We start from the raw sequence: 24,613 nt of genomic DNA on the forward strand, positions 1-24,613 counted from the left end.
AGATCCCATGCCCTCGCCGTTGGGTCCGCTGCGCGCGGCCCTGCTCGTCCCCAGTCCGGCCAGTGTCCGCATGGTGCTCAGCGGATTCGAGCAGCCCGACCAGCACACCGCGCTGGAACTCGAGCAGGTGACCTTGCACCTGGTCGGCGGCATCGACTCCGCGGTCCGCAGCTCGGACAACGAGGAGCTGATCGCCGCGCTGCTGCAGGTGCCGCCGAAGTACCGCGGCTTCGCTTACGAGGGCGCCGCGGTCGGGCTCACCGCCATCGACTCGCTCTCGCCCGGCCGTCGCGCCGCCGACTTGATCGATGGGCCGGCCTGCGACTACGCCCTGACCATGTACGTGGGAGTGGGCCTGGCCATGGCGAAGATCCCGAAGTTCCGGTGGAAGAAGCTGTTCCCGCGGCACCCGCTGTTCCGCTGGCTCGCCATCGACGGCTACGGCTTCTACAAAGCCTTCTTCCAGATGCAGCGCTACGTGCGGGACAAGCACGTCGAGACCCGCTACCCCGGCTGGCTCGGCGACCGGGACAACCTGAAGCGCATCGCCGATCAGGGCATGGGCCGCGCGCTGTGGTTCATCGGCGGCGGCAACCCGGCCGGTGTCGTGCGGCTGATCGACGAGTTCGACCCGAAGCGCCACACCGATCTGTGGAGCGGCGTCGGCATCGCGGTCACCTTCGCGGGCGGCGTGGAACCGGCCGCGATGGAGGAGCTCTGGGATATGGCCGGTGAATTCCGGCCGCAACTGTCGCTGGGTTCGGCCATGGTCGCGCGCATCCGGCAGCAGACCAACAGCGTCAACGAGCACAGCGAGGCGGCGGCGCGGGTCTTCTGCGGCACCACCGTGGCGAAAACCGATGCGCTGATCGAGAGTTCGCTCGACGGCCTGCCCGACGACGGCACCTCCGGCACCTACCTGCTGTGGCGGGACCGGATCGCCGACATCGTCACCGCCAGTCGAGCCTGAGGACCGCGCGATGGCACGGGTCGAGGACTGGGCAGGCAAGCACGTCATCGTCACCGGCGGATCGGAAGGGATCGGCGCCGCGGTGGCGGAGGCCTTCGCGCGGCGTGGCGCGCGGGTGTCGATCATCGCGCGCCGGAAGCTTCCGCTGCGCGACGCAGCGAAACGATTGGGCGCGGACCGGGCCGCCGCAGACGTGACGCATCCGGACCAACTGGCCTCGGCCATCACGGAATTGGAGCAGCGCAACGGGCCGTGCGAGGTCATCGCCTGCTGCGCCGGTCTCGCGCTGCCCGGCAGATTCCTCGAAGTGGACGCCGCCGAGTTCGAGGTGCAGATGTCGGCCAACTATCTCGGCGCGGTGCACGCGGTGCGCCGGGTGCTGCCCGGCATGGTGGAGCGGGGCGGCGGAAAGATCCTGCTGGTCAGCTCGACTTCGGCGTTTCTCGGGATCACCGGCTACACCGCCTACGGGCCCACCAAGGCGGCCATCCGGCAGCTGGCGCTGTGCCTGCGCTATGAAGTCGAGCCGAAGGGCGTGGACGTCACGGTGATCTATCCCGCCGACACCGACACGCCAGGGCTGGCCATGGAGAACCAGCGCAAGCCGGTGGAGACCAAGGCGATCACCGGGTCGATCGAACCGATGACGGCCCAGCGGGTCGCCGAGGCCGCCGTGCGGGGCTTGGAACGCGGCCGTCACCACATCGCAGTCGACCCGCTGACGCGGTTCTTCCTGGCCTGGGCGAACCTGCCCGAGGATCTGGCACGGCCGTTCATGCGGCGCACCATCGCGAAGGCGCTACGCTCCGGCTGAGCGTCCTCAGCTCGAAGGCCCGCTCATCCACCATCTTCTCGGTGGGTGAGCGGGCCTTCAGCCGTACTCGGCCGTACTCAGCCGACCATGACGACCACGCAGGCCCCGATGAAGAGGACCTGAACCAGTGCCCGCAGGGGCAGGGGCATGGTCTTGATGCCCAGTCCGGCGCGGGCGGCGCGGACATTCGCCGGGAACAGCGCCACCAGCAGCGCGATCAGGCAGGCCGCGGCCACGTCAGCGGTCGCGGGGATCAGCACGCCGGCCGCACCCGCCAGTTCCAGGACGCCGGTCAGCGTCACCAATGCGGGCGCGTTCGGCAGTCGCGGCGGCACCATGGCGATCAGGGCATCGCGGCGCGGCTGGAGGAAGTGCGCGCTCGAGGTGAGCACGAGCATCGCGGCCAGCCCGAGTGCGGTCGCGTGCGCCCACGAATCGAGCCAGTCGTTGCCGCTCAGCCAGCCGACGAGCCGAGCGATTGCGGTGACGGCGGCGAGGACAACCAGCGGTGCCATCGGGATCTCCTGTGCGTTCGAACAAACTTGACAGTGGAAAGATTAGAATTGCGGTCACCAACTTGTCAATGTCTAGATGATCGGCCACCATCGAGGGATGGCGAAGGACAGCTATCACCACGGCGATCTCCGCACGACGCTACTGACGGCGGCCGCCGAGCGAATCGCCGCCGAAGGCGTCGACGCTCTCTCCCTGCGCAACCTGGCGCGGCACGCGGGCGTCTCGCACGCCGCACCGGCCCACCACTTCGGTGATCGGGCAGGTCTGCTCACCGCGTTGGCCACCGAGGGTTTCGACCTGCTGGCCACACAGCTCATGCGGGCGGCCGACGATTTCCGCGAGGTCGCGGTGGCGTATATCCGCTTCGCACGCGAGCATCCCGGCCACTTCGACGTGATGTTCCGGCACAACCTGTTGCACGCGCAGGACCCGCAATTGCGCGCGGCGCGCGAGCGTTCCGCGCTGGCGCTGCGCTCCGGCGTCTCCGCGATCCAAGCGGAGCACGACCGTACCCATCAGCAAGCGACGCAACTGGCCGCATGGTCACTGGTGCACGGCTTCGCTTCGCTGTGGCGCGAAGGGGCACTGCATAATTCGTCACTGGCCGACGATCCCGATCCGGAGGCCCTCGCCCGCAGGATGCTGTCCACCATCCGGTTCGACTGACCGGAAACGGCTCGCGGCGAGCCGCCACCGTGTTATCCAGAGACCCGGAAGGAGCGGCGGCCCCTCCCCAGCCGCCATCTACTCATGGACATCCATGCCTACCCGACCGAGGCGACCACACCGGTGGACCTCAGCGAGGCGCACCTGATCGCCGACCGCCATCTCACCAACGGCGACTACACCGATCGCGGAATCACCTACCACCTAACGGAATTCGACGCCTGCTTCGTCGCCGTCGCCACCTTCCCCCGCCCACCGCACGCCGACCCGAGCAGCCCGCCGGTGTTCGTCGGCGGTTCCGTCTGCGTCATCGACAAGCCCACCGGCGCGGTCTCCTACTGGCCGACCTATCCGGCCGACGTGGTCGCCGGCCAGTACACGACCGCGCTGGAAGATGGGCACCTGATCATCGAGGACAGCTGGCCCGAGGACTTCGACGACACCGAACCGCCTTCCGCGTGAGCCGACAGCCGGACCGGATGCGGCCACCCGACGGCCACCCGCACGCCACCGCTTGTCCAAACCATTTCCGGGTCGGTCGTTCGACGCCTCAGCCACACCCGCCGCATCGCCGCAGACCACACATGGGCGGCCATGTGCGCGTGCGGAGCGGTTCAGTACGCGGGTTGGGCGGGTAGGTCTGGGTCGGGGTCCGGAGTGGGTTCGCCCGCGTCGGGGACCTCGGTGCCGCGCAGCGAGGTTCCGGCGGTTTCGCGCAGGTAGTTCCAAGCCACCAGGCCGACCAGGGACGCGCCGACCGTGTAGACGGCGGGGAACAGCGCCCAGCCGGTGGCATCGATGACGGCCTCGTTGACCAGCGGGGCAGTGCCGCCGAAGGCCGCGGTGGAGACGTTGTAGGCCAGCGCGAAGCCCGCGTAGCGGACATGGGTCGGGAAGATGGCGGGGAAGGTGGAGCTGATGGTGGCCAGCTGCGGCACGTACAGCAGGCCGAGCACGATGAAGCCGAAGATCGCCCACGCGGTTCCCTGGCCCATCAGCCAGTACATCGGCACCGCGAACACGGCCAGACCCAGCAGCGAGAACAACCACAACGGGCGGCGGCCGACGCTGTCGGACAGCCTGCCGAAGAACGGCAGCACCAGCATCATCACCAGCTGCCCGACCAGCATCATCGCGGTGGTGGCCGACTCGCCCATGCCGATGGTGTTCTGCAGGTAGGTGGGCTGGTAGGTCAGCAGCGTGTAGTTGACCACGTTGAGCGCGACCACCAGTCCGGCCAATGTGAGAGTCTCGCGCCGATAGGTGGTCAACACCTCGCGCAGGCCACCGGGCGGACGCTTGTGGTCGGCGACCTCGGTGAACACCGGGCTCTCCTCCAGCTTGGCGCGCAGGTACCAGCCGGTGAGTCCGAGCGGGATGGCGATCAGGAACGGTATGCGCCAGCCCCACTCGTGCATGGCGTCCGAACCGAGGGCGAGCTGGCAGGCCAGTACGGTGGCCGAGCCGCCCACGAAACCGGCGAGCGTGCCGAATTCCAGGAAACTGCCGAGGAAACCGCGTTTGCGGTCCGTCGCGCACTCGGCCAGATACGTGGCCGCGCCGCCGTATTCACCACCGGTCGAGAAGCCCTGCACCACGCGCAGCGTGATGAGCAGGACCGGGGCAAGCACCCCGACGGACGCGTGGGTGGGCAGCAGGCCGATGGCGCCGGTGGCGGCGGCCATCAGCAGAATCGTGGTGGCCAGCACGGCTTTGCGACCGATCCGATCACCGAGGGGCCCCCACACCATGCCGCCGAGCGGTCGGAGCACGAACGAGATGGCGAAGCCGAGCATGGTGCCGAGCGTGCCCAGTTCCCCGGGGAAGAAGGCGTGGGTGAGATACGTCGCGGTCGCGGCGTAGACACCGTAGTCGAACCATTCGGTGGCGTTGCCCATGGCGGAGGCCGCCACGGAACGCCGCAGCGGGAAACTCTCCGATGTCCGGTCGGTCACGTGCACGTCCTCTCCAGCCCGTCCACGGACCTCGGTTCGTTTCACCTCGGTCCGACAGACCGTAGGTGTGGCACGAAACAGACCGATACCCAGGATTAGCGGGCGGTAAACCAGCACGAGCCGCGAAACACCCGGACATCGAGACTCCGACCAGCGCATTCGAGATGTTATGTGACTCCGGTCACATGAAGTCGGATGTGGTGCGTGTCGCGCTGTGGCTCACGCGCGGCAGCGCCGAAAAGGGAAGCCCCGGTCCTACAGCGGCGTCACGTACGCGCCCGCGATGCCACCGTCCACGAGGAACTGGGAGGCGGTGATGAACGAGGAATCGTCGCTGGCGAGGAAGGCGACGGCGGCGGCGATCTCCTCCGGCTCGGCGAACCGGCCGAGCGGAACGTGCACCAGTCGCCGCGCGGCGCGCTCCGGGTCCTTGGCGAACAGTTCCCGCAGCAGCGGCGTGTTCACCGGCCCGGGGCACAAGGCGTTGACCCGGATGCCGTTGCGGGCGAACTGCACTCCCAGTTCGCGGCTCATCGCCAGCACGCCGCCCTTGGAAGCGGTATAGGAGATCTGCGAGGTCGCCGCGCCCATCACCGCGACGAACGAGGCGGTGTTGATCACCGAGCCCTTGCCGCGCTCGAGCATGTGCCCGATGGCGTATTTGCTGCACAGGTACACGGAGGTCAGATTGACCTCCTGCACCCGCCGCCAGGCCTCCAGGCCGGTGGTCAGGATCGAATCATCGTCCGGCGGGGAGATGCCCGCGTTGTTGAACGCGACATCCAGCCCGCCGTAGGTGTCGACGGCCGATTGGAACAGGGCTTGCACCTGGGCCTCGTCGGTGACGTCCACCTGCACGTACCGCCCGCCGACCTCCTCGGCGGCCGCCTTGCCGGTCTGCGCGTCGATGTCGGCGACCACCACCTTCGCCCCTTCCGCCGCGAAACGACGGACCGTGGCCAGACCGATACCGCTCCCGCCGCCGGTGACGACGGCGACTCGATCCTGTAAGCGCTGCAACGTATCTCCTGTCGGATGTGTCACTGAGTGGCGAGGAAGACGTTCTTGGTCTCGGTGAACGCCAACGCGGCGTCCGGCCCGAGTTCCCGTCCCAGCCCGGACTGCTTGAAACCGCCGAACGGGGTCCAATACCGGACCGAAGAATGCGAATTCACCGACAGATTGCCCGCCTCCACACCGCGGGCCACGCGCAGCGCACGGCCGACATCCCGGGTCCAGATCGAGCCGGACAGACCGTAATTCGTGTCGTTGGCGATCCGCAGCGCGTCGGCTTCGTCCTCGAACGGAAGCACCGCCACCACCGGGCCGAACACTTCCTCGGTGAGCACCCGGTCGGTGGGTGCGCCGGGCAGCACAACCGTCGGCGGATACCAGAACCCAGGACCATCGGGCATGCTTCCGGTGAACGCGACCTTCGTCGAGGGCTGCACGAATTCCGCGACGCGCTCCCGGTGCGCGGCCGAGATGAGCGGGCCCATCTCGGTGGATTCATCGGACGGGTCACCGACCCGAACCCCCCGCACCGCGGGTTCCAGCAGTTCCAGGAATCGATCGAACACGCTGCGCTGCACCAGGATCCGCGAACGGGCACAGCAGTCCTGCCCGGCGTTGTCGAAGACGCCGTAGGGCGCGGTCGCCGCCGCCTGTTCCAGGTCCGCGTCGGCGAACACGATGTTCGCGCTCTTGCCGCCCAATTCCAGCGTCACCCGCTTCACCTGCCGCGCGCAGCCCGCCATGATCTGCGTGCCGACCTCGGTGGAACCGGTGAACACCACCTTGCGGACGGCGGGATGGGTGACGAAGCGCTGCCCCACCACCGAGCCCTTGCCGGGCAGCACCTGGAATACGCCCTCGGGCAGACCCGCCTCGAGCGCGAGTTCACCCAGCCGCAGGGCGGTCAGCGGCGTGATCTCGGCGGGCTTGAGCACCACCGTGTTGCCCGCGGCGAGCGCGGGCGCGAAGCCCCAGGCCGCGATCGGCATCGGGAAATTCCACGGCACGATGACTCCGACCACGCCGAGCGGTTCGTGGAAGGTGATGTCGACCCCGCCCGCGACCGGAATCTGGCTGCCCAGCAGCCGTTCCGGCATCCCGGCGGCGTAGTGCAGGACGTCGCGGACGTTGCCCGCCTCCCACCGCGCGTTGCCGATGGTGTGCCCGGCGTTGACCACCTCGAGCCGCGCTAGGTGCTCCAGATCCGACTCGACCGCCTCGGCGAACCGGCGCAGCAACCTCGCCCGATCACCCGGCGCCACCTCCCGCCACGCGCCCGAGGCAAGCTGGGCTCGAGCGATGGCCGCGTCGGTCTCGGCTTCCCCGACGAGTTCGACGGTGGTGACCACCTGTTCGGTCGCGGGATTGATCACCTGCGCTGTCGTCACGACTGCCGCTCCCTTCCATAGGTGTCCGCCGCCTCGACCAGTGCCCGGGTCAGCCTGCGGTCGGTGGCGTCGGCCTCCGGATGCCACTGCACACCGACCAGGAACGAACCGTCGGTGGCCTCCGCGGCCTCTATCGTGCCGTCGGCGGCGTACGCGGTCGCGGCCAGGCCTTCGCCGAGCCGATCGATGGCCTGATGATGGTGGCAGTGGACCTTCACTTCCGGACCAGCCGACCGCGCGACCCGGCTACCCGCGATCGTCAGCACCCGCGTGGCGGTGAATCCGCCCTCGACACCGGAGTGCTCCTCGTGTCCGACGACGTCGGGCAGATGCGGAATCAACGTGCCGCCGAGCGCCACGTTCGCCAGCTGCAGACCGCGGCAGACCGCGAGGATGGGCATGCCCGCGGCCCTGGCCAGCTCGAACAGGCCGAATTCGGATTCGTCCCGGTCCGGTCTGGTGTAGCCGGGTATCCCGGTCGAAGGACCGCCGTAACGCGCGGGATCGACGTCCGCGCCGCCGGTCAGCACCAACCCGTCGAGCCTGCGCACCAGCTCGGGGCGCGGGACGCCCGCGGGCGGCAGCAACACCGGGATGCCACCCGCGGCCACCACCATGTCGACATAGGCGTGCGGCAGGACAGCGCTCGGCAGATCCCACGCGTTGAAGCGAGTCCGCTCCACATAGGTGGGCAGGCCGATCACGGGACGGGCTCCCGCGACCTCAGAGTCGTTCGAAACCACGGATACGCTCCCAGTCGGTGACCGCGGCGTCGTAGGCTTCCAGCTCGACGCGCGCGGCGTTGCGGTAGTGCTCCACTACATCATCACCGAAGGCCGTACGGGCCACCGTGCTGCCCGCGAACAGCTCGGCCGCTTCGCGCAGCGTACGCGGCACTCGGGGCCGCTTCGAGTGGTAGGCGTTGCCGTGGAACTCCGGCTCCAGCGGCAGCCTCCGCTCGACGCCGTGCAGTCCCGCCGCGATCAGGGCGGCCACGGCCAGATACGGGTTCACGTCGCCGCCGGGCACCCGGTTCTCGAAGCGCAGCGAATGGTCCTCGCCGACGACGCGAATGGCGCAGGTCCGGTTGTCCCGGCCCCACGCGATCGCGGTGGGCGCGAAGCTGCCCGCGACGAATCGCTTGTAGGAGTTGATGTTCGGCGCCAGCAGGTAGGTGAACTCGCGCAGGCAGTCCAGCTGGCCCGCAATGAAGTGGCGCATGAGCGGCGACATGCCGTCCGGCCCGTCACCCGCGAAGACGGGCTCGCCCGAGTCACTGCGCAGACTCAGGTGGATATGGCATGAGTTACCCTCACGCTCATTGTATTTCGCCATGAAGGTGAGACTGCGCCCCGCTTGCGCCGCGATCTCCTTCGCGCCGGTCTTGTAGATGCTGTGGTTGTCGCAGGTGACCAGCGCTTCGTCGTAGCGGAACGCGATCTCGTGCTGGCCGGGGTTGCACTCGCCTTTGGCCGACTCGACATACATTCCGGCGCCGTCCATCTCCTTGCGGATGCGGCGCAACAACGGTTCGACCCGGCCGGTGCCGAGCATCGAGTAGTCGACGTTGTATTGGTTGGCCGGCGTCAGGCCGCGATACCCGGCGTTCCACGCCGCTTCGTAGCTGTCGTCGAACACCAGGAACTCGAGTTCGGTCCCGACGAAAGCCCGCAGACCACGCTCGCTCAGCCGGTCAAGCTGCTTGCGCAGCACCTGGCGCGGCGAAGCCGCTACGGCTCGCCCCTGCGGCACCACCTGCTCGACGTCGCACAGCACGAGCGCCGTGCCCGGCCACCACGGCGCCGTCCGCAGCGTGTGCAGATCCGGCCGCAGTACGACGTCCCCGTATCCGGTCTCCCAGGACGACAAGGCGTATCCGTCGACGGTGGCCATGTCCACGTCCACCGCGAGCAGGTAGCCACATGCTTCGGTGGCGTGCTCGACCACTTCGTCCAGGAAATATCGCGCCGCGCAACGCTTCCCCTGCAACCGCCCTTGCATGTCGGTCATGGCGACCAGCACCGTGTCGATCTCACCCGTGTCGACCCGGTCCCGCAACTGCGCCACACTCAGCATCCCGCTACGCATCCACGACCCCTCTCGGCACCAACCGTGCTCACGCTAGAGCAAAACCGGCACGTTTGTGAGGCGACGCGTGAATCTCGGCCTCGCCGCACGGTGGGGTGCAATCAGCCCAGCTCAGCGACGCCTTCGTAGTGCGCGCCGGGTCAGGCCGAGGGATTGCGCACGGCGGCGGAACGGACGGACGGACGGCGTGGGCGCGGACGGGACATCACCGGCCGGCGCGGTGCGCGGATCGGTCGTCCCAGCCACATACGGACGAGCAGGGCCGCGAAACGCAGGTGGCCGCTCAGCGCCGGACCGGCGAAAGCGAGCGACCAGTGCGTCCGCGTACCGGCCGCGGGCAGCTCGCGGTCGGTGAATCGACCGGCGAGCCAGTCGACCATGACCGGCAGCGCCAGGAATTGCAGCAGCAGATGGGTGCTGAGCCGATCGCGCAGGTAGCGCACGTGGGCGCCCGCGGCGACGTAGCGCGCGACGTGGCCGTCCACGTCCGCGACCGCGATCACCTCGTCGTGCACGCCTTGGAGCACGAGCACGGGCATGGCGGGCGCCGCGCGGCCGGGATGGATGTCGTCGAGAATCCGCCACAATCCGTCCTGCGCGATCATGGCGGCGAGTCCCGCTCTGCTGTGCTTGTCGATGTCGCGCCGGGCGAAGCGGTACAGCAGCGGGAACGTCGCGGTGGTCTCGGTCTCGGCCAGCCACCCCAGATATCGCGCGTCCAAGTGAGCGCGCAGCATGCGGTCCAGTTCCGGGTACCCGCGACGCAGTCCGGCGGTGAAGACGGCCGCGAATCCGGCGAACAGTGTGCCGTTGAGCCGGACGAAAGCTGCGGCCGGATCGCCCACCGGCGACCCGGCGACCGCGCCGACGACGTTCAGTTCCGGGGCGTACTCGGCGGCCACCTCTGCGGCCCACGCGGTGGCCAATCCCCCGCCCGAATATCCCCACAACGCGACGGGTGTGCTGGAATCCAGCCCCAGCGGGCCGAAGGCGAGGCCGGCGCGGACCGCGTCCAGCGCGCGGTATCCCGGCTCCCTTGCCACACCGAACCGGCCCGCGGTTCCACCGTGATCCGGCACCGACACCGCCCAGCCCCGCGCCAGGGCACTGGTGATCAGCGGTAGCTCGAGTTGCGGGATCGCCCCCGCCGCCCGCGCACCACGCCGCAGCGAGTAGGAGGGAAGGCATTTCGAGGCCACCGCGTCGATCGCGCACTGGAACGAGACCAGCGGACGCGGCTGGGCCGGATCCGCTCCCCATGGCAGCAGCACGGTGGTCACCGCCACCTCCGGCTCACCGTGCAGATCACCGGTGCGATAGAGCAATTGCCAGGCCGAAATGCGCTGGGGCACAAGCCCGAAGAAACCTATCTCCACCCGACGCGAGCGGACGATCGCGCCGGGACGCAGACGCCCGAGCGCGGGCGGAGGGACGTAGAACGGATCCTCTTCGGGCAGCATCGGCCGCCGCGAGAACGCCGCCGGATCGTGCGGCGCCGGGCCGCCGTCCCACTCGGGCTCCACACTCATCCCGTTGTTCCTTTCCGACGGCACGGCCGTGAGCACGGGCACCCCCGCGCCGGTGACGCGGCCGGATGCCCGTGTTCCAGCCAACCAAGGTCGCGACCGGAAAAGAATTGTCCCCGGAGCCAATCAGCCGGTCGTGATTTCTCGTGACGATGCAGTGACAGCGCCGCTCAAAGGCTGCCGTTACCGCCGATCAACCACGGATTGAAGGTGCATTCCAGCGCCGGATGCGCGACCGGATCGAGCGCGCGCAACACGATCGATGCCGTCCGCGGGGAATACATCATCGTCAGGTGGTCCGACAGATCCTGGTCGCACCCTTCTTGCAGCGTGATGTTGTCCACCGTCGCGTCGGGACCCGCTTGCAGGAATGTCCAGTGGTAGGGGTTGGTGACCTCGTCGTGCCGGGAACCGACCGCCGTGTAGGCGACGCCGGGAACCGTGTCGCCCTGTGCGTTCAACCTGGCGTAGAACGGCGAGCCCACCGCCTGCTGGATATTGGCGAATCCCACCAGCGGCTCGTAGAACCCGAGAATGTCGACGCCCAAGTTGTTGATGATCCGGCCCAGTGTCGCGATGCCCATCAGCGAGGTGCCGTGATGGGTGGCGCCCAGGCTCACCAGCTTGCCCACTTTGCCCTGGCCGCCTTCGAATTTCAGGTAGTGGTTGGCGATCGTGCCGCCTTGGGAATGCCCGACGATGTCGACGGCCTGCGCACCGGTCGCGGCCAGCACCCGATCGATGAAGTCGCGCAACTGCGACGCCGAGTCCTCCATCCGGCCGACACCGTAGCGCCCGGGCAGGACCGGTCCGAGCCCGCCGCCTTGCAGCAGGCCGGAGCGTCCGTAGTTGAAGGCGAACACGCAGTGCCCGGCGCGCGCCAGGCGCGGCGACAGGTAGGAGAAGGTGTCGTAGGCGTTCAACCAGGTGCCGTGCAACAGCACCACCGGCCGCGGGTGTTCGGCGGTCGGCGCGCAGTTCCAGCGGTTGGCGCCTGCGGGAGCCGAGTCGGGATGGGTCAGTCCGTAGGCGAACGCGGCCAGGTACGCCGACATCTCCGGGCCTTCGCCGGAGGCGTCGGAAGCGACGCTGGTGGCCCAGCCCGAGCTGCCGGTGTCCACGATCGCGCGGGGCAGGCTGCCGTCCGGGGCGGGTGTCAGTCCCGCGCTGATGTAGTCCGCGAGCGCCTGCTGTGTCGGTTCGATCTCCTCCTGCGCGTGCGCCGCCCCGCCGCCCAGTGCGGCGGCCATTGTCACGCCGGCGATCACCGCGGCACCGAGAATCGCCCGCCGAGCGTTGTGCATCATTGCCAACATCCAGTTCACTTCCATTCGCGCCGAAATAGCGCGGCCCGGCGGGTAATCGAGCACCGCCACAGAATGTCTCCCACGCCACTTTCGGATGTCGATGTGACCGAGACCATAGTTGCGAGCCGCCTCCCGAATGTATGGCGCGACCCGCAGGGATGTCACTGCACGCCGAAGAGAACATTTCATCCGGAAATTGGTGTGCGAACCAAAATTCGCGCGACAGCGCGCACGACCTTGCCGCGCGTTCGGTGGTCGGAAACAATCGGCCCATGCCCGTCGCGTTGTCCCCGGTGGCCGGGGACGCCCCGCTCGTCAGCCGGTTGCTCACTCGCTGGCCGCAGATCGCCGAGCGCATGCTCGCCGCGGGCCTCGGCACCACCCCGCCGGCCGCCGACCTGCCGGAGGGGCATTTCACGGCCGAGGTGCTTCCGGCGATCTACGCCTGCGGCCGGGCGGCGCTCCAAGCGATCGGCGAACAGCGCAGCTTCACTCGGGCCGAGGTCGCGACCTTCGTCGCCCCGGTGGCCGAGCGGCACGCCGAGGACCGGTTTCCGCTCCCCGTGCTGATCGAGGCCATGCACGGTTCCGCGCAGTCGGTGCTCCAGGAGGCGGCCGCGCTGGCCTCCCCCGAGGAGCTCGACGATCTCGTCCTGGTCGGCAGCCGCCTGCTCGATCTGCTCATGCGGATCAACATCACGGTCGTGGAGACCTACGCCGAGGTCGAGCAGTCCATCTACAACGCGGAACGGGAGGCGCGCCGCGCGCTGTGCTCGGCGCTGCTGCACGGATTGCCCGCCGCGGAGCTGGCGGCGCGGGCCGACACCGCCTTGGCCGAGCACTACACGGTGCTGGCGATCCACATCCGGCACGACGACCAGCCGAGTCCCGTCGCGACGCTGGTCGGGCGGCGCCGCATCCGCATCCTGCACCGCACGTTGGACGCCCTGGCGGGCACCACGACGCTGGCCACCTTCGACGGCTGGACCGGAATCGCGTTGTTGCCCAGCGCTTCCGAAGCCGAGCTGGACGAGACCCGCCATACCCGGCTGGCCGCGGAACTGACCGAGCGCTTCGGCGTCGCGGTGTTCCTCGCCGAATATCCGTCCGCGCCCAGGGACGCCATCCCGCAGACCGCGAAAGAAGCGACCGACCTCGCCGAACTCGCGCGCCTGCTCGGCAGGCCCCCGGGCGTCTACCAGCTCGACGACCTGTTGCTGGAGTACCAGCTCACCAGACCGGGTACCGCGCGCACGCGGCTGGCCGAGCGCATCGCCCCGATCCTGGACAGCCCGCACCTGCTCGACGCGCTCGACGCCCACCTGCGGCACGGTTCCGACCGCAAGGCCGCGGCCGCCGAAATCCACGTGCACCCCAACACCTTCAGCTACCGCCTGCGCCGCATCGCCGAACTCACCGGCGTCGATCCCACCGATCCGCACGACTCGCGGCTGCTCGCGGCCGCGCTGACGATCCAGCGCCTCTACCCGAGCCGGCCAACCGGCCCCGACCAGACCTAGGGCGAAATTCCCTCGCACCGTCCCCGGCGCGTGGCTACCGTCCGACGCGTGGGAGACGAGCAGGATCCGCTGGGCGATGGCCGCTATCTGCTGACCGGTCGATCGCTGAGCGAGTACCGGGCCATGTTCGCACTCACGGACGACGACCTGCGCGGCGACATCCTCGACTGCCCAGGTGGCGCTGCCGGCTTCGCGGCGGAGGCGGCCGCACTCGGCGCGCGGGTGGTCGCGGTCGATCCGGTCTATCGCATGCCCGCCGCGGAACTGACCGCCCTGGCGTCCGCGGAACTGGACCGCAACGCGTCCTACACCACAGCCGCCGCCGACCGCTTCGTATGGGACTTCTACGGCGACCCCGAGGGCCATCGGCGGCTGCGGCAGGCCGCGGCCCGTCGCTTCACCGAGGACCTGCACGCCAACCCGGGGCGCTACCACTTCGGTGTGCTGCCCGCCCTCGACTTCCCCGACCGCGCCTTCGATCTGGTGCTGAGTTCGCATCTGCTGTTCACCTACGCCGACCGGCTGGATTTCGGCTTCCACCTGGCCGCCCTGCGGGAGCTGGCGCGCACGAGCCGTGGCGAGGTCCGGGTGTTCCCGCTCGTCGGCCATGCGGGCAGGCGGCTGGACGACCTGCTCGACCGCCTCCGTAACGCATTGCGCGCCGACCGCATCCGGTCGGACATCGTCGACGTCGATTTCGAATTCCAGCCCGGTGCGCGTTCGATGCTGCGGTTGACCGCGGCCTGAGACGGACCGATCGCACGCGGCGGCCGACGTCACATCACGTTCTCCACCCGGCTTGATTTCCGCAGATACGGAAATAAACTGCACTTCATGTCGAATTTGCGGATCAGCGAGGCAGCCTCGCTGCTCGGGGTCAGCGACGACACCGTGCGGCGCTGGATCGATCAGGGCAAACTGACCGCGCTCCAGCTCGGCAACGGGCGCAAGGGCGTCAGCGGGCGGGAACTCGCCGAGTTCCTCCGGGCCAACGCGGAGGCTCCCCAGCCGGGGGTCACCGTGGCCGCGTCGGCGCGCAATCGCATGCGCGGCATCGTCACGCGGGTGGTCAAGGACACCGTCATGGCCCAGGTCGAAATGCAGGCCGGGCCGTTCCGCCTGGTGTCGCTGCTGAGCCGGGAGTCGGTCGAGGAACTCGGGCTCGAAGTCGGCAGCGTCGCGGTGGCGTCGGTCAAATCGACACACGTCGTCGTCGAGATACCGGAGAGTTGACCAGGGATGATTCGATCGCTGAGCGTGGTGGCCGCTGCCGGAGTCGCCGCGATGGCGTTGACCGGCTGCGGCTCCGACGACGCGGGCTCCGCAGATGCGGACCGGATCGGCGGCACCGTGACGGTGTTCGCCGCGGCCTCGCTGACCGAGACGTTCACCGAACTCGGCGACCGGTTCGAGGCCGCGCACCCGGGGGTGCGGGTGGTCTACAGCTTCGGCGCCAGCTCCGCGCTCGCCGAACAGATCATCCAGGGCGCACCCGCCGACGTCTTCGCCGCGGCCGCGCCGAAGAACATGCAGCAGGTCGTGGACGCGGGCGAGGTCACCGCCGCACCGGCCACCTTCGCGCGCAACAGGCTGGAGATCGCGGTGCCGAAGGGCAATCCCGGCGGGGTCACCGCACTGGCCGATTTCGGCAGGACCGAGCTCGAGATAGCGCTGTGCGCCGAGCAGGTGCCGTGCGGCGCGGCCGCGAAGACGGTCTTCCAGGCGGCGGGCGTCGACCCCCGGCCGGACACGCGCGAGACCGACGTGAAAGCGGCGCTGACCAAGGTGAAACTCGGCGAGGTCGACGCCGCCCTGGTCTATCGCACCGACGTGCGAGCGGGCGGCGCTCAGGTGGAGGGCATCGCCGTCCCGGAAGCAGGCAAGGCGATAAACGACTATCCGGTGGCACCGCTGGCGCACGCGCCCAATGCCGCGGCGGCGGCCGCGTTCGTCGAATTCATACGTTCCGACCAGGCGCGTGCGGTGTTCGCGGAGGCGGGATTCGAGACACCGTGATCCGCGCGGCACGGCGACGGACACCCGCGGGACGACGCCCCCTCGTCCTGGTGCTGCCCGCGGTGGGCGCGCTGGCGTTCCTGGTCGTACCGCTGCTGGGATTGCTGTTGCGCGCGCCGTGGCGGACGCTGCCCGACCGGCTGCTGACCGCGGAAGTCGCCCAGGCGCTGCGCCTTTCGCTGGTGTGCGCGAGCGTGGCGACGGTGATCTGCCTGGTATTCGGCATCCCGCTGGCCTGGCTGCTCGCGCGCGGCGAGGTACCGGGAAGCGGGCTGATCCGGGCACTGGTCACCGTTCCGCTGGTGTTGCCCCCGGTCGTCGGCGGCGTCGCCTTGCTGCTGGTGCTCGGCAGGCGCGGACTGGTCGGCCGCTACCTGCACGAATGGCTCGGCGTGTCGTTGCCTTTCACGACCGCGGGCGTGGTGGTCGCGGAGGCGTTCGTGGCGATGCCGTTCCTGGTGATCTCGGTGGAGGGCGCGCTGCGGGCGGCCGATCCGCGCTTCGAAGAGGCGGCCGCGACCCTCGGCGCGTCGCGCTGGCTGACCTTCCGGCGGGTCACGGTGCCGTCGGTGCTGCCCGGCATCGTCGCGGGCGCGGTGTTGTGCTGGGCGCGGGCGCTGGGTGAATTCGGCGCCACCATCACGTTCGCGGGTAACTTCCCCGGGCGGACCACCACGATGCCGTTGGCGGTCTACCTGGCGCTGGAGACCGATCCGGCCGACGCGATCGTGCTGAGCCTGGTCCTGCTCGGCGTCTCGGTGGCGGTGCTGGTCGCGCTGCGGGAGCGGTGGATCCGAGGTGTGATGTGACGCTGGACGCGCACCTGCGGATCACCCGGGAGTCGTTCCGGCTCGACATCTGCGTGACCGTCGCGCCGGGTGAGGTGGTCGCCCTGCTCGGCCCCAACGGCGCGGGCAAGACCACCGCGTTGCGCGCGCTGGCCGGGCTGACGCCGCTCACCGAGGGCGCGATCCGGCTCGACGACGAAACCTGGGACGCGCCGCCGAAGGTGTTCGTCCCCGCCGAGCGGCGACGAATCGGCGTCGTCTTCCAGGACTACCTGCTGTTCTCCCACCTCAGCGCTCTGGAGAATGTCGCGTTCGGGCTGCGCGCTCGTGGGCACGGTCGCGCCGCGGCCCGCGCACGCGCCGCGCACTGGCTCGAGCGCGTCGGGCTGACGCCGCAGGCCGCCGCCGAACCGCGCGCCCTGTCCGGAGGCCAGGCGCAGCGAGTGGCGCTGGCCCGGGCACTGGCCACCGACCCGGCGCTGCTGCTGCTCGACGAACCACTGGCCGCGCTGGATGCGAGCACGCGGCTACGGGTCCGGTCGGACCTCGCCCACCATCTGGCCGACTATCCCGGGCACACCGTGCTCGTCACGCACGATCCGCTCGACGCGATGGTCCTGGCCGACCGCCTGGTGATCGTCGAGGACGGCGCGGTGGTGCAGCACGGTCCGCCCGCCGAGGTCGCACGGCGGCCGCGCTCCGACTACGTCGCCAACCTGGTCGGTCTCAACCTCTATCGCGGGACCGCCCGGGACACCACCGTCCACCTCGCGGACGGGGGTTCGTTCACCGTGGCCGAGCCGGGCAGCGGACCGGTGCACGTCGCCTTCGCACCGACCGCGGTCGGCCTGCACCCGGCGCCTCCCGCGGGCAGCCCGCGCAACGCCTGGCCGGTCACCGTCGCCGCGATCGAACAGCACGCCCACACCGTCCGAGTCCGGCTCGACGGCGCCCCACCCGTGCTCGCCGACGTCACCCCGGCCACCGTGGCCGAGCTGCGACTTCGGCCCGGCCTGCGACTGTGGGCAGCGGTCAAGGCCACCGAAACCCACACCTACCCGGCGTGAGAGTGCCATCAACATGGTTCGCAGACGCGAATTCGTGTTAACTTAGTCGAGAATAGCAATTAACTTAGCTGATCGGAGAGGGCTATGAGATTCGCGAGGTCCGCGAGGTCCGCCGTCATCGTCGATGTCGTCCGCACACCGTCCGGTAAGGGCAAGGCAGGCGGCGGCCTGTCGGACGTGCATCCGGCCACCTTGCTGGCGGGCGTGCTCGCCGAACTCGTCGCCCGTAACGACCTCGATCCCGCGATGGTGGACGACGTGGTCGGCGGATGCGTCACACAGAGCGGCGAGCAGGCGTTCAACATCAGCAGGACCGCCGCGCTGGCCGCGGGGTTCCCGGAGTCGGTGCCCGCCACCACGATCGACCGGCAGTGCGGGTCCAGCCAGCAGGCCGCGCACTTCGCGGCCCAGGGTGTCATCGCGGGCGCCTACGACATCGCGATCGCCTGCGGCGTCGAATCGATGAGCCGCGCGCCGATGTTCTCCAACGGCCAGGGCAAGGACGCCAACCGCGGCCCACTCGCCCACCGCTACCCGGACGGCCTGATCCAGCAGGGCATCGCGGCCGAGGTGATCAGCGCCCGGTGGAAGTTCGATCGCACCGCGCTCGACGAATTCGCCGCCCGCTCGCATCAGCTCGCCGCTCGAGCCGCGGCGGCAGGCGGATTCGACAACGAACTGGTGCCCGCGGGCGCGCTGACGGCCGACGAGACCATCCGGCCCAGCACCACCGGTGAAAGCCTCGCGAAACTGCGGCCCGCCTTCGCCGACGATCAGTACACGACGCGCTTCCCCGAGATCGAGTGGTCGATCACCCCGGGGAACTCCTCCCCACTGACCGACGGCGCCTCGGCCGCACTGATCATGAGCGAGGAAGCGGCGGCGAAGCTGGGCTTGCGCCCGCGCGCCCGATTCCACTCGTTCGCCGTGGTGGGCGACGACCCGCTGCTGATGCTCAGAGCCGTCATCCCGGCCACTCGCAAAGTACTCGAGCGCGCCGGACTGGGCATCGACGACATCGACGCCTACGAGGTGAACGAGGCGTTCGCGCCGGTGCCGCTGGTCTGGCAGCACGAGTTGAACGCCGACCCGCAGCGGCTGAACCCCCGCGGCGGCGCGATCGCCCTCGGCCATCCACTGGGCGCCTCGGGCACCCGCATCCTGGCGACGCTGGTCAACCACCTGGAGCAGACCGGCAGCCGTTACGGTCTGCAGACGATGTGCGAGGCGGGCGGGTTGGCCAACGCCACGATCATCGAACGTCTCGGATGAGCGTCCGTACCGCGCTGGTCACCGGCGGGTCGCGCGGCATCGGCGCCGAGGTGGCGCGCCGCCTGGCCGGCGAGGGCTATCACGTGACTCTCGCCGCGCGCACCCGCGACACCCTCGAGCAGACCGCGGCCCGTCTGCGCGACGAGACGGGCGCCGACGTGCATCCGGTGGTCGCGCAGATGAACGACCTCGATCAGCTGCGCGACCTGGTGCGAGCACACGAGGAACGCTTCGGTGGCATGAACGTGCTGGTGCTCAGCGCGGGCACCGGCACCGCCGGCACCGTGGCCGACCTACCGCCGAAAAGCTGCGAGCGCATGCTGGAGGTGAATTTTCGCGCACCGCTCACGCTGATCCAGGCGGCGCTTCCGCTGCTGCGCAAGAGCGCGGACACCGATCGGGAGCGCGGCGCGAAGATCGTCGCGCTCGCGTCGATCACCGGTGTCGCCGCAGAGGCGGGCCTGGCCGCCTACGGAGCCACCAAAGCGGCGCTGATCTCGCTGTGCGAAACCGTGTCGCTGGAGGAGTCCGGGAACGGCGTCAGCGCCACCGCGGTGTCCCCCGGCTACGTCGACACCGACATGACCGCGTGGAAGCGTGATGTTCTCGACCGGTCCGCGATGCTTACCACCGGCGACGTCGCCGAGATGGTCCTGGCGATCACCCGGTTGTCCCGCAACGCGGTGGTGCCGAACATCGTGCTGTCCCGCGCCGGTGACCGGCTGTGGCGTGCCTGAGCACCGTTACCCGGCAGCGACCGGACCCGAGCTCAGGCATCAGAATATAACGCCGAATTCGGGCACGGCGAATAACGATTCGCTGTGAATAATCGGATTCCGAATTGCGGATGCGATTTTCGAGAGCACCTATATATGGCGATCAGTATTATCGCCATGAAATAGCTCGGCGCCTACCGCGGATTCGCGGTAGGCGCCGGTGACGCATCAGAGGTAAGCGCCGCACACAGGCCAGGCGCCCGGGCCCTGGGTCGCGAGCACGTTCTCGGCGACGCGGATCTGCTCCTCGCGGCTGGCGTTGGACGGGCTGCCGGTGCCGCCGTTGGCCTCCCAGGTGCTCTGGGTGAACTGCAGGCCGCCCGAGAAGCCGTTTCCGGTGTTGGTGGACCAGTTGCCACTGCTCTCGCACTGCGCGACGGCATCCCAGTTGTGGGCCGAAGCGGTGGCGGTGGACAGGCCGAACGGCACGGCGACGAGAGCGCCGAGAGCCGCGGTGAAGCCGAGAACACGAGTGGTGAATTTACGGTTATGCGACATGAGATTTCCCGCCTGCGCCCACCGGCTCGGCGAAGTTCGCCGCGCCCCTGTCCCCAGGAAGGTTGTGGACACTCGAACCGCGGGACAGGGTTTCCGGCGTTCTGCGATTCGATCTCGATCTCGGTGTTGCCCCGAGCCGTGACCGACGTTAGCGGAGATGTCGCGGCAGATCACGTTCGAATAACGTGGGACCACGTTTAACCCCTGGTCGAGAGTTCGCGCCATCACCCCAGGTCGCTCGCGGGAAACGGGGCTGTGCCGATCCGCTGTTATGGGGGCGTTATGTGTTCGAGATCACTCGGAAATCGTGAAACGAGTCGCATTTTCCCAGGTCCACGACTTGCGGTAGTAGGCATGCCTGTGCCGGATACCGGCGCGAAGGGGAGCCCAGCGACCGGTTCGTTACCTTCCGGACGAGCCAAAGATATGACCGTGACCGCAGATGGCGACGCGGGCGATTCGCGATCCCGGCGCAGGACCGGACCGGCCAGGAGGCGCGTCGGACGCGCCTCCGGCTCAGGCGCCGACTACTTCCCGTGCGCCCGCAACTGGTAGAGCCCCTCGGTTTCGGCGACGACCACGCCGTCGGCGTCGGTGACCACCGCCCGCAAGGTGAACTCGGATTTGCCGTTCTCCGCCGCCTCCGCGGTGACGCGTGCGATCTCCGCCTCCGACAGCGTCGCCTCCGCCCGCACGTCGGTCCTGGCCGGCTTGCGGAAGAACACGCGCAGGTCCTTCACCAGCGGATAGAACGCGGAGTTGTCGAAGGTCGCCACCGCGATCGCGCCGCCGAGGATCTCGGCGACGGTGAACAGCACACCGGCGTACATCACGCCGAAGTGGTTGCCGTTGCCCTCGGCGGGCACCGAGGTCGCCGCGAAACCCCGCCGCACCTCCACCGCCCGGACACCCATCTTGTGCGCGATCGGGATGGTGTATTCCAGTGCCCCGTTGACGATGTCCTCGAACGGAGGAGTCCCGACGTCGCTCATCGCAACCGTCCCTTCACGCCGGAGGTGGCCGGCACCTCGTTGTCTCTGCCACGGCCACCGTGGTGGACGTCACCGAAGCGTAGGCCCTCGAACGCGCGCGCCGACAGAGTGTTGACAGTTTGCCAACACCGTCGGCCGCGGGAGGGTCACAGGCTGCGGGCGATGATCTCCTTCATGATCTCGTTGGTGCCGCCGTAGATCTTCTGCACGCGGCTGTCGGTCCACATCCGCGAGATCGGGTATTCGGTCATGTAGCCGTAGCCGCCGTGCAGCTGTAGGCATTCGTCGGCCACCGACATGGCGCGGTCGGTGGTCCACCACTTGGCCATGGCGACGGTCGGGATGTCCAGCTCCCCACGCAGGTGCCGCGCGATGCAATCGTCCAGGAAGACCCGGGCCACCCGGGTTTCTGTGGCCACCTCGGCGAGCTTGAACTTGGTGTTCTGGAACGCGAACACCGGCTTGCCGAAGGCGTGCCGCTCCTTGGTGTAGCGCAACGTCGCCTCCAGCGCGGCCTCCATGCCCGCCACCGATCCGACGGCGATGATCAGCCGTTCCTGCGGAAGCTGCTGCATCAGCTGGATGAAGCCCTGCCCTTCCCGAGTGCCGAGCAGGTTGGACACCGGGACGCGGACGTCCTCGAAGAACAGCTCCGAGGTGTCCTGACCTTTCTGGCCCACCTTGTCCAGCACCCGTCCGCGCCGGAAGCCCGGCCGGTCGGCCTCCACCAGGATCAGCGAGATGCCCGCGGCGCCCGCGCTGGTGTCGGTCTTGGCGACCACGATGACGAGATCGGCTTGGCTGCCGTTGGTGATGAAGGTCTTCGAGCCGTTCACGACGTACTCGTCGCCCTCGCGGATCGCCTTGGTCTTGACGTTCTGCAGATCCGATCCCGTACCCGGCTCGGTCATGGCGATCGCGCCGACGACCTCGCCGGTGGCCATCTTGGGCAGCCACTGCCGTTTCTGCTCTTCGGTGCCGTAGTGCAGCAGGTAGTGCGCGACGATCCCGCTGTGCAAGGTGGCGCCCCAGGAGGTGTCGAACGCCTTGGCCTGCTCCTCGATGAGCACGGCCTCGTGCGCGAAGGTGCCACCGCCACCGCCGTACTCCTCCGGGATCGACGCGCACAGCAGGCCGAGCGCGCCCGCCTTGGTCCAGAAGTCGCGGTCGACGTGGTGCTGCTCGATGAACTTGTCGATGTTCGGCGTCAACTCCTTCGCGAAGAACGAGCGGGCGAGCTCGCGCAGGGCGTCCAGGTCGTCGTCGAGCCAGGCGGACCGGTAGGTCGTCATCGGGGGTGTCCTTGCGAAAGTCTGATACCGATAGTTACGGGTACAGTGTGTACCAATAGCTGACCGGGTACAAGGTGTACCACCGGATTGCCCGGCGGATACGCTCACCCTGTGGCACGACAACCCTGGGTGGACACCGCCGACGCTCGGCGTTCCACCAGCAATCGGCCCGGCCGCGACGAGCGCCGCCGCGCCATCGTGCAAGCCGCGATAGCGGCGATCGAGGAGGACGGTCCGCACGCGCTGACCGGCCGGATCGCCGACCGGGCCGGACTGGCCCGAACACATGTCTATCGACACTTCGCCAGCAAGGAAGAGCTGGACTTGGCGGTCGCCCGGTACGCGCACCACGATCTGACCGAGCGGATCCGGGCGCGATTGGCGGTGCACGGCACGCCACTGGACGTCATCCGCGAGCCATTGGCCCAGCACGTACGGTGGGCCGCCGAGCACCCCAATCTGTATCGCTTCCTGGTCGGACGCGATTACCGGCGGGGCCGCAACGAGCCGCGCGTCGGCGGAAGCGCTTTCGCCGCCGAGATCTCCGCGGCGGCGGCGCGCTACCTGCCGGAGTTCGGGGCCGACCCGATGGCCGCGGACCGGCTGGTGGTCGCCCTGCTGGGCCTGGTCGACGCCTCGGTGCGCTGGTGGCTGGAACACCACGACACCACCGAGTCCGCCCTCGTCGACCGCCTGACCACCGAATGCTGGCTGCTCATCGACAACCGGCTCCGCGATCTGGGCATCGCGATCGACCCGCGAGAACCATTGCCGGACAAGTGAACCAGTGCATCACCGGGAGGCAGGTACCACTTCCCGCGTAATGGCATGGACGAAATCGGGGAGATCACCCGGGTTGCGGGAGGTGAGCAGCGTCCACCCGCCCTCGGCGGAGCGGACCGCCGGTTCGTCGACCCACGCGCCGCCCGCGTTGACGATGTCGGCCCGGAGCGAGAAGTACGAGGTCAGCGTCTTGCCGGACACCAGCTCGGCGTTCACGAGCAGCCAGGGGCCGTGGCAGATCGCGGCGATCGGCTTGCCCGCGCCCGCGAACTCCTTGGCCAGCTCGATCGCCCGGTCGGTGACCCGCAGCTTGTCCGCGTTCACCGTGCCGCCGGGCACCACGAGCACGTCGAAGTCGTCCACGGAAACCTCGTGCAACGACGAATCCGGTTGTACAGCAGCGTCTTTCTCCGTGTCGTGGCGGAAAGTCTGCACCTGCTCGCGCTTCGGCGCGGCATGGGTGACCCGCGCGCCGCGCTGACGCAGTTCGTCGCGCGGCACCAGCAGTTCGTCCCGCTCCACTCCCGTGTTCGAGGTGATGATCAGGACCCGCGTCCCATCCAGCTGATCGGCCATGAGCGCCTCTCCTTTCGGTCGAATGATCCTGTTCCCGTCATGCCGCGCGAGGGCTCCGCTAAACCTCGGTGCGGCCGGAAGCGTCGTCCGGCGGCAACAGCGTGCGGGAGAGATGCTCTTGCGCCAGCCGGCGCAGCGCGGCGAGCAGGGTGTCACCCAAGATCGTTCCGACGATCGCGGTTTCGGTCATCCGCTCGACGGCGGGTTCGTTGCGGACCAGGGCGAGGTCGGTGGCGGCGATGGCCTCGCTGGCGCCCGCGTAGTCGTCCAGCGCGCCGACCACGTCACCGTGGCCGAGCTGGCGCAGCGCGGCGCAGACATCGATGAGGGTGCCGAGGGCCGGGCTCTCGTCGTGGATTCGCCAGCCGCGCCCGTCCAGCAGTGCCGCGACGTCCTCGGCGGCGGCCGCCCGCTGCTCGTCGGCGACCGGAGAGCGCCGCCCACCCAGCGCGTACTGCACATGACCGAGGGAATCGCGCGCGGACAGGTTGCCGCTGTCGAGCGCCGCGAGCAGTTCCCTCGCCGCTTCGATGGACACGCCGCCGATATCCACCAGTGCCCGGATCAGCCGCAGCCGACTCACGTGTGCCTCGCTGTATTCGGCCTGGTTGCGGTGGGTTCGCACGCCGGACGGCAGCAGGCCTTCCCGCACGTAGTACTTGATCGTCGCGGGAGAAACACCGCTGGCGCGGCTGAGTTCGGCGATCCGCATCGGACTCCTCGGGCTCGGTCGACATCTTGACACTGGATAGTACCGCTATCCATAATCTTACTGATAGTTTAACTATC

26 protein-coding genes are annotated in these 24,613 nt (G+C 69.0%); 13 read left to right on the forward strand and 13 right to left on the reverse strand.

Going from position 1 to position 24,613, the window contains the following annotated elements:
- Positions 1-7 precede the first annotated feature (7 nt).
- Positions 8-970 (forward strand): DUF1702 family protein, encoded by a 963-nt coding sequence (locus M8859_RS02920; protein ID WP_223521506.1) that lies wholly within the window; start codon positions 8-10, stop codon positions 968-970.
- A 10-nt stretch (positions 971-980) separates the two neighbouring features.
- Positions 981-1,784: an SDR family oxidoreductase gene (locus M8859_RS02925; RefSeq protein ID WP_249643714.1), complete on the forward strand. Its 804-nt coding sequence runs from the start codon at positions 981-983 to the stop codon at positions 1,782-1,784.
- 77 nt (positions 1,785-1,861) lie between these two features.
- On the opposite strand, the gene M8859_RS02930 is transcribed toward M8859_RS02925, so the two are convergent.
- Positions 1,862-2,299, reverse strand: coding sequence for a DoxX family protein (locus M8859_RS02930; RefSeq protein ID WP_195069354.1), 438 nt, complete (start codon positions 2,297-2,299; stop codon positions 1,862-1,864).
- Between the two features lie 97 nt (positions 2,300-2,396).
- Here M8859_RS02930 and M8859_RS02935 point away from each other — a divergent pair, with 97 nt between their 5' ends.
- Positions 2,397-2,966, forward strand: coding sequence for a TetR/AcrR family transcriptional regulator (locus M8859_RS02935; RefSeq protein WP_249643715.1), 570 nt, complete (start codon positions 2,397-2,399; stop codon positions 2,964-2,966).
- Between the two features lie 84 nt (positions 2,967-3,050).
- Entirely contained in the window at positions 3,051-3,428 is a 378-nt protein-coding gene (locus M8859_RS02940; RefSeq protein ID WP_249643716.1) for an SUKH-4 family immunity protein, read from the forward strand.
- Between the two features lie 152 nt (positions 3,429-3,580).
- Here M8859_RS02940 and M8859_RS02945 read toward each other — a convergent pair whose 3' ends face one another.
- From M8859_RS02945 to M8859_RS02975, 7 genes are all read right to left on the reverse strand, one after another.
- The gene (locus M8859_RS02945; protein WP_195069557.1) at positions 3,581-4,864 is read right to left on the reverse strand and encodes an MFS transporter; all 1,284 of its coding nucleotides are present in this window, start codon (positions 4,862-4,864) and stop codon (positions 3,581-3,583) included.
- Positions 4,865-5,176: 312 nt separating this feature from the next.
- Entirely contained in the window at positions 5,177-5,965 is a 789-nt protein-coding gene (locus M8859_RS02950; protein ID WP_370523763.1) for a 3-oxoacyl-ACP reductase, read from the reverse strand.
- The gene (locus M8859_RS02955) at positions 5,962-7,323 is read right to left on the reverse strand and encodes an aldehyde dehydrogenase family protein (protein WP_249643717.1); all 1,362 of its coding nucleotides are present in this window, start codon (positions 7,321-7,323) and stop codon (positions 5,962-5,964) included. The genes M8859_RS02950 and M8859_RS02955 overlap by 4 nt, the downstream gene beginning before the upstream one ends.
- Positions 7,320-8,066, reverse strand: coding sequence for a gamma-glutamyl-gamma-aminobutyrate hydrolase family protein (locus M8859_RS02960; RefSeq protein ID WP_159921143.1), 747 nt, complete (start codon positions 8,064-8,066; stop codon positions 7,320-7,322). Before M8859_RS02960 ends, M8859_RS02955 begins: the two co-directional genes overlap by 4 nt.
- The gene (locus tag M8859_RS02965; protein WP_249643718.1) at positions 8,047-9,411 is read right to left on the reverse strand and encodes a glutamine synthetase family protein; all 1,365 of its coding nucleotides are present in this window, start codon (positions 9,409-9,411) and stop codon (positions 8,047-8,049) included. The genes M8859_RS02960 and M8859_RS02965 overlap by 20 nt, the downstream gene beginning before the upstream one ends.
- A 140-nt stretch (positions 9,412-9,551) precedes the next feature.
- Positions 9,552-10,940, reverse strand: a complete 1,389-nt coding sequence (locus M8859_RS02970) for a lipase family protein (RefSeq protein ID WP_249643719.1) — start codon at positions 10,938-10,940, stop codon at positions 9,552-9,554.
- A 167-nt stretch (positions 10,941-11,107) separates the two neighbouring features.
- A complete protein-coding gene (locus M8859_RS02975; protein ID WP_223521498.1) occupies positions 11,108-12,244 on the reverse strand; it encodes an esterase/lipase family protein in 1,137 nt (378 codons plus the stop codon).
- Positions 12,245-12,516: 272 nt separating this feature from the next.
- Between M8859_RS02975 and M8859_RS02980 the strand changes: the two genes are divergently transcribed.
- The 8 genes from M8859_RS02980 to M8859_RS03015 all read left to right on the forward strand — a co-directional run bounded on the left by M8859_RS02980 (position 12,517) and on the right by M8859_RS03015 (position 19,644).
- Positions 12,517-13,764 (forward strand): PucR family transcriptional regulator, encoded by a 1,248-nt coding sequence (locus M8859_RS02980; RefSeq protein WP_159921137.1) that lies wholly within the window; start codon positions 12,517-12,519, stop codon positions 13,762-13,764.
- A gap of 48 nt (positions 13,765-13,812) precedes the next feature.
- Positions 13,813-14,511 (forward strand): hypothetical protein, encoded by a 699-nt coding sequence (locus M8859_RS02985; RefSeq protein ID WP_195138959.1) that lies wholly within the window; start codon positions 13,813-13,815, stop codon positions 14,509-14,511.
- An 87-nt stretch (positions 14,512-14,598) separates the two neighbouring features.
- Positions 14,599-14,997: a TOBE domain-containing protein gene (locus M8859_RS02990; protein WP_159921135.1), complete on the forward strand. Its 399-nt coding sequence runs from the start codon at positions 14,599-14,601 to the stop codon at positions 14,995-14,997.
- 6 nt (positions 14,998-15,003) lie between these two features.
- Complete coding sequence (gene modA / locus M8859_RS02995) at positions 15,004-15,780, forward strand: molybdate ABC transporter substrate-binding protein (RefSeq protein WP_159921133.1); 777 nt, start codon at positions 15,004-15,006, stop codon at positions 15,778-15,780.
- Entirely contained in the window at positions 15,777-16,589 is an 813-nt protein-coding gene (modB, locus tag M8859_RS03000; protein ID WP_201295157.1) for a molybdate ABC transporter permease subunit, read from the forward strand. Before modA ends, modB begins: the two co-directional genes overlap by 4 nt.
- Positions 16,586-17,635, forward strand: coding sequence for an ABC transporter ATP-binding protein (locus M8859_RS03005; protein WP_249643720.1), 1,050 nt, complete (start codon positions 16,586-16,588; stop codon positions 17,633-17,635). Before modB ends, M8859_RS03005 begins: the two co-directional genes overlap by 4 nt.
- An 84-nt stretch (positions 17,636-17,719) precedes the next feature.
- A complete protein-coding gene (locus tag M8859_RS03010; RefSeq protein WP_249643721.1) occupies positions 17,720-18,907 on the forward strand; it encodes a thiolase family protein in 1,188 nt (395 codons plus the stop codon).
- Positions 18,904-19,644 (forward strand): SDR family NAD(P)-dependent oxidoreductase, encoded by a 741-nt coding sequence (locus M8859_RS03015; protein WP_195069365.1) that lies wholly within the window; start codon positions 18,904-18,906, stop codon positions 19,642-19,644. Before M8859_RS03010 ends, M8859_RS03015 begins: the two co-directional genes overlap by 4 nt.
- A gap of 207 nt (positions 19,645-19,851) precedes the next feature.
- Here the strand turns inward: M8859_RS03015 and M8859_RS03020 are convergent, their stop codons facing one another.
- The 3 genes from M8859_RS03020 to M8859_RS03030 form a co-directional block, all read right to left on the reverse strand.
- Positions 19,852-20,181 (reverse strand): transglycosylase family protein, encoded by a 330-nt coding sequence (locus tag M8859_RS03020; protein ID WP_159921125.1) that lies wholly within the window; start codon positions 20,179-20,181, stop codon positions 19,852-19,854.
- Positions 20,182-20,708: 527 nt separating this feature from the next.
- Complete coding sequence (locus tag M8859_RS03025) at positions 20,709-21,173, reverse strand: PaaI family thioesterase (protein WP_159921123.1); 465 nt, start codon at positions 21,171-21,173, stop codon at positions 20,709-20,711.
- Between the two features lie 146 nt (positions 21,174-21,319).
- Positions 21,320-22,465 (reverse strand): acyl-CoA dehydrogenase family protein, encoded by a 1,146-nt coding sequence (locus M8859_RS03030; RefSeq protein WP_159921121.1) that lies wholly within the window; start codon positions 22,463-22,465, stop codon positions 21,320-21,322.
- Between the two features lie 111 nt (positions 22,466-22,576).
- Here M8859_RS03030 and M8859_RS03035 point away from each other — a divergent pair, with 111 nt between their 5' ends.
- Positions 22,577-23,248, forward strand: a complete 672-nt coding sequence (locus tag M8859_RS03035; protein ID WP_159921119.1) for a TetR/AcrR family transcriptional regulator — start codon at positions 22,577-22,579, stop codon at positions 23,246-23,248.
- A gap of 9 nt (positions 23,249-23,257) precedes the next feature.
- On the opposite strand, the gene M8859_RS03040 is transcribed toward M8859_RS03035, so the two are convergent.
- Both M8859_RS03040 and M8859_RS03045 read right to left on the reverse strand, forming a co-directional pair.
- Positions 23,258-23,824 carry a type 1 glutamine amidotransferase domain-containing protein gene (locus M8859_RS03040; RefSeq protein ID WP_159921117.1) on the reverse strand — a complete coding sequence of 189 codons (567 nt, stop codon included), beginning with the start codon at positions 23,822-23,824 and terminating at the stop codon, positions 23,258-23,260.
- Between the two features lie 58 nt (positions 23,825-23,882).
- Positions 23,883-24,536, reverse strand: a complete 654-nt coding sequence (locus tag M8859_RS03045; protein ID WP_159921115.1) for a MerR family transcriptional regulator — start codon at positions 24,534-24,536, stop codon at positions 23,883-23,885.
- Positions 24,537-24,613: the final 77 nt, after the last annotated feature.

It is taken from the genome of Nocardia sputi, assembly GCF_023501985.1.